Raw genomic sequence first — 5,432 nt, forward strand, 5'->3', positions numbered from 1 at the left:
CTCCTGGCGCCAGACGGCCTCGGCGTCGAGGTCGAACAGCGCGAGCTGGCCACCTACGACCGCATCTTCACCCTCATCGAGGGCGGAGCCGGAAAGGAGGACCCCTGATGACCCCGACCACCGCCCCTGCCGACCAGAACACCGGCGCCGAGCGGCCGGCCGAGAGCCGTAAGGCCCGCACCGGCCGGCAGACTGCCGCTGACCTGGCCTTCCTCGCCCGCGCGATGAAGGCCCCCGCCTTGCTGGACGCCGCCGAGCGGCTGGCAGAACGCGCCCAGGCCGAGTCCTGGACCCACCTCGAATACCTCGTCGCCTGCCTGCAGCGCGAGGTCTCCGCCCGCGACAGCCACGGCGGAGAGGGCCGCATCCGCGCCGCCCGCTTCCCCGCGATCAAGACCCTCGAAGAACTCGACCTCGGCCACCTGCGCGGCCTGACGCGCCAGCAACTCGCCCATCTGGGCACACTGGACTTCATAGCCGCCCGCGAGAACGCGATCTTCCTCGGACCGCCGGGCACGGGCAAGACACACCTGGCCACCGGGCTCGCCATCCGCGCCTGCCAGGCCGGCCACCGGGTCGCCTTCGCCACCGCCGCCCAGTGGGTCGACCGCCTGGCCGCCGCCCACCAGAGCGGCCGGCTCCAGGACGAACTGGTCAAGCTCGGCCGCTACCCGCTGATCGTGATCGACGAAGTGGGCTACATCCCGTTCGAATCCGAGGCCGCGAACCTGTTCTTCCAGCTGATCTCGAACAGATACGAACGCGCGAGCGTGATCGTCACCTCGAACAAGCCGTTCGGACGCTGGGGAGAGGTCTTCGGCGACGAGACCGTCGCCGCCGCCATGATCGACCGACTCGTCCACCACGCCGAGGTCCACTCCCTCAAGGGCGAGTCCTACCGCATGCGAGGACGCGAACTCGGACGCGTCCCCACCGACGACAACGACTGACGCACACCATCCGGCGAGACCATGGATGGCCCACAACTGAACCGCCGGAACCGGCCCGTTTTCAGGTTCTGGATCACTTTCCGTGCCAGAGCCACAGAGCGTCACCGGAACCGCGATCATGAACGGTCGTGGCTGACGACCTCCTCCAAGACCTCTGGCTCCACCAGGCCGCCGACATCGCGGTCAACACCCTGACCATCCGCGCCGACCGCGTCACCACGACCGGCGACCTCATGTCGCGTGGAGGACACGCTTGCGTAGGAGGTCGAAGTTTGCGCGGCCGAACATCTGACGCTTGAGCATTTTAAAAGTTACGTGGAATCTGTTCGGGGTGATCATGTCTCCCCGGTGCAACCACGGACTTGGGAGATGGCTTGAGCGGCACGACGGTGCTGACGGAGAAGTGGCCGGTGCTGGGCCGGCACGAGCAGGCGGCGGTGTGGCTGCAGATCTGGACTGATCTTGGTCGGGCGCCGAGGACGATCGACGCCTACGCCCGCGGACTGGCCGAGTACCTGGTGATGTGCGAGCGGGAGGACGTCGACCCGGTCACCGCGAACCGCGCCCACATCGCCGTCTACGTAAGGGAGTTGACGTCACGGCCGCACCGGCGGGGCGCGAACGTGGTGACGATCGACTCGGGCTCGGGACTGGCGAACGCCACGATCCAGCAGCGCCTGGTGCCGGTCCGCCTGTTCTACGACTTCCTCATTGAGGAGGGTCTGCGCGAGTCGAACCCGGTGGGCCGGGGCCGCTACACCCCTGGGCGCCAGCGGGGCGGGCAGCAGCGCGGGTTGGTGCCGCGACTCACGAAGCTGCCGTGGATCCCCAGTGAACAGCAGTGGCTGGGGATCCTGCAGGTCGCGCGGGAGGAGCCGGTCCGCAACCGGGTGATGCTGGCCCTGGCCTACGATTCCGCACTGCGGCGAGAGGAGCTGTGCTCGCTGCGGACCGACGACCTCGATCCGGCCCACCGGACGCTGAGGGTGCGGGCGGAGACGACGAAGAACCGGCTGGAGCGGGTGGTGCCGTACTCGGCGTCGACCGGCGTGCTGATGTCGGCCTACCTTGCCCACCGGGCCACGATCAGCCGGGCCAGGGGGCCGCTGTTCCTGTCGGAGTCCCGGCGCAACCACGGACAGCCGCTGACCCTGTGGACCTGGTCGAAGGTGGTCCGCCGGATCGCTCTGGAGGCCGGTGTCCCGCGATTCTCGACCCACACTACCCGGCACCTGTGTCTGACCGATCTGGCCCGGATGGGCTGGGAGTTGCACGCGATCGCGACCTTCGCCGGCCACCGCAACACCGATTCCACGCTCCAGTACATCCACCTGTCCGGCCGGGACCTGGCCGACAAACTGGCCCGCGGCATGGAGCACATCCATGCCTGGCGAATACAGATGCTCACGTCCGCGGACGGCACGACGGCGGAGGTGTCGCGGTGACTGCACCACTGCCGGCCATCGCCGCCGAGGACGGGGCCGGACGCTGGTCCTGGCCGATCTCCCCGCCCAGCGACAACGTCGCGGTGGCAGTGCGACCTGACGAGGCCAGGGCCGTGGCCGACCTGGGCGTGCGCAATCTGCGGCGACTGCAGTACCACGACCCGTCCGCGCCGGGCTGGCGCGTGATCGCGCGGCTGCTGGGTCCGCTGGAGACGGTCAACGCCGCACTGGACTCCCCGCCTACCCCGCACCGCCGACGGGCCATGCTCGACGTGATCGCGGTGCTACTGACGCGGTGCGCGGAGACCGGCCGGACCTTCTGGGGCTGGACCGAGGAGGAATGGATCCACCTGCTCGGCCGCACCCAGGCCGAGTTCCGTCAGCACGCGCCTACCTGGGCAGGCGACGAGGTCCGCCCCTATCTCGCGGCGCACGCCTACCTGCTCGGATCCTTCAACGAGTTCCACCGGCTCGGCAGCTTCCAGCGGGTTACCCTGGCCTGGCGAATCTTCGGACGCGACCGTGTCAACGGCGAGACCGCACGACTTCGCTCGGTCCTGAGCGCCTGGGGCTACCAGCTCGGCCGGGACGAGGACACCCTGCTGCCGATCGTGGCCTGCCAGCTGTTCCTGCTCAACCGCAGCCCGCATCTTGAGGACCTGGACACCGCACTGTTCGACCGGGTCCGACGCGACGGGCTGATGGAAGGCAGCCGGCTGAACACCCTGCACGCTATGCAACGGGCAGTCGCCGAGCTCGGCTTCTGTGATCCTCCGCGTCCCAGCACCGGCCGCCACTCGGCCCGGGCCAGCGGCGGCGCGCCGGTCTGGGAACAGTGGGCCGACCGCTGGCACGCCACCTCGACGCTGACCCCGCGCGTTCGCGGCGGCGTCCGCTCCAACCTGCTCAAGGTCGGCCGGTGGATCGCCGCCGAACAGCGCGACGCCGCCGATCCGGCCGACTGGACCCGGCAGACCTGCGCTTCGTGGATCGCCGCGCTGGACCGGATGAAGGTCGGCGACTACGTCCAGCGCACGGTCGGGCTGGGCGACCGTCTCGGCAAGCCGCTGGAGGCGCCCAGCAAAGCCGGGCAGATCACCGCGTTGCGCACGTTCTTCCGGGACTGCCAGGAATGGGAGTGGCTGCCCCGCCGCTTCGATCCTGTTCGCGCGTTGGCCATTCCCCGCAGCATCACCGCCCTCCTCGGACCCGACCCCAGGGTGATCGCCGACGAGGTCTGGGCGAAGCTGCTGTGGGCGGGCCTGAACCTCGAACCCGCCGACCTCCCCCAGACCCGCTCCGGGCACTTCTACCCTTTCGAACTGGTCCGCGCGGTCACGCTGACCTGGCTGTTCTCCGGACAACGCAGCAACGAGATCGCCCGGCTGAAGGTGGGCTGCATCCGCTGGCAGCACGACGGGACACCAATCGCCGGCGACTCGCAGCAGGTCCTGGCACGCGACGCGGCCTGCCTGCTCGACGTCCCCACCCACAAGACCGGCACCGCCTTCACCAAGCCGGTCGACCCGATCCTCGGCCAGGCCGTCGACGCCTGGCAGGCCGCCCGCCCCGACCAGCCGAAATTCACCGACCGCCGCACCGGCGAGCTGGTCGACCCGCTGTTCGCCGTCCGGGCCCGCCGCGTCTCCACCAGCTACATCAACAACACCGTCATCCCGATGCTCTGCCGCAAGGCCGGAGTCCCGGCCGCCGATGTCCGCGGCAACATCACCAGCCACCGCGCCCGGTCCACCATCGCCAGTCAGCTTTACAACGCCAAGGAACCGATGACCCTGTTCGAGCTGCAGGCCTGGCTCGGACACCGCTCCCCGCAATCCACCCAGTACTACGCGAAGATCACACCGACCACTCTGTCCAAGGCCTACTCCGAGGCCGGCTACTTCGAGCGCAACGTTCGCACGATCGAGGTCCTGGTCGACCGCGACGCGGTCGCCTCCGGCGCCGCCGCGATCGGTGAGCCCTGGCAGCACTACGACCTCGGACACGGCTACTGCAGCTACACCTTCTTCGAGCAGTGCCAGCACCGCATGGCCTGCGCCCGCTGCGACTTCTACACCCCCAAAGCGTCCAGCAAGGGCCAACTCCTGGAGGCGAAGGGGAACCTGCAGAGGATGCTCGCGGCCATCCCTCTGACTGACGAGGAGCGCGCCGCCGTCGACGACGGCCAAGCCACCCTCGACCAGCTACTGAAACGGCTCTCCGACGTCCCCACGCCGGCCGGTCCGACTCCCCGGCAGATCGGCATCCCAGCGCAGGCCACCCTGCTGCCTGTCATTGAGATCAACCAGAAGCCGACCGAGCAGTAGTGCTCAACGGCCCAGCCGGTGCCGAACGTAATCCGGCTGGGCCGCACCGATCTCGATGCGGTTCTCGTCGAGGCCGTTGACGATCCGCAGACAGCCCTCGGTGAAGGCGAATTCCACCGCCACCGTTCCGGCTGCCAGGTCATGGTCTGCTGGCCGCCACTCAAGCAGCGTGACCTCGCGCAGTTCCTGGCCGACAAACGGCCCCAGGCGTTCATCGTCGCGAGACCACTGGGGCGTGAGCTCGAACCACTCCCATCCGGTGATGGTCGCTGCGGTGTCGATCGTGCTCCAGCCGATCGAGAGGAGGTCGAGCTGCGAGTGACAAACCTCCACCTGGAGGCCGTCGAAGTCCAGCACCACCGGGCAGTCGGCGAACCAGTCTCCGTCCTCGACGAAGCGCACCAGGGCGAACCCCGTCAGCTGCCTACCAACGAGCGTCGCCAGACGTGATCCGTGCGCCTGCCGAACCGCCTCGATCCCGACCAGGAAGGACGGCTTGAAACCAGAGATCCCCATGTCCACAGCAGCGAGTCTCCCGGGCTTCAGCCCGACCGGCCAACACATATTCGAGCGGCAGGATCCTCGGCGTCACTTGACAGCTTGGATTCCACAGAATGATCTTGTTGTTGTGGCCCTCGACCGCGCCGGAACTGTAGCTCAGGCTGAGACCGGCGACGACTGCGTCGAGGTCCTGCAGGAGGCCGGCGGCG

Annotated in this window: 4 protein-coding genes; 3 read left to right on the plus strand and 1 reads right to left on the minus strand. The window is 68.7% G+C overall.

Features of this window, described 5'->3' with window-relative positions; all coding sequences use genetic code 11:
- Positions 1-107 precede the first annotated feature (107 nt).
- The 3 genes from istB (at position 108) to ACZ7KX_RS42475 (ending at position 4,722) form a co-directional block, all read left to right on the plus strand.
- Positions 108-950: an IS21-like element helper ATPase IstB gene (gene istB / locus ACZ7KX_RS42465; RefSeq protein WP_470331308.1), complete on the plus strand. Its 843-nt coding sequence runs from the start codon at positions 108-110 to the stop codon at positions 948-950.
- Positions 951-1,324: 374 nt separating this feature from the next.
- On the plus strand, positions 1,325-2,395 hold the full coding sequence (locus ACZ7KX_RS42470) for a tyrosine-type recombinase/integrase (protein WP_470331309.1): 1,071 nt from the start codon (positions 1,325-1,327) through the stop codon (positions 2,393-2,395).
- Positions 2,392-4,722 carry a tyrosine-type recombinase/integrase gene (locus ACZ7KX_RS42475; RefSeq protein ID WP_470331310.1) on the plus strand — a complete coding sequence of 777 codons (2,331 nt, stop codon included), beginning with the start codon at positions 2,392-2,394 and terminating at the stop codon, positions 4,720-4,722. The genes ACZ7KX_RS42470 and ACZ7KX_RS42475 overlap by 4 nt, the downstream gene beginning before the upstream one ends.
- Positions 4,723-4,725: 3 nt before the next feature.
- On the opposite strand, the gene ACZ7KX_RS42480 is transcribed toward ACZ7KX_RS42475, so the two are convergent.
- Complete coding sequence (locus tag ACZ7KX_RS42480) at positions 4,726-5,238, minus strand: hypothetical protein (protein ID WP_470331311.1); 513 nt, start codon at positions 5,236-5,238, stop codon at positions 4,726-4,728.
- Positions 5,239-5,432: the final 194 nt, after the last annotated feature.

This window comes from Kitasatospora sp. NPDC038210 (assembly GCF_055600605.1).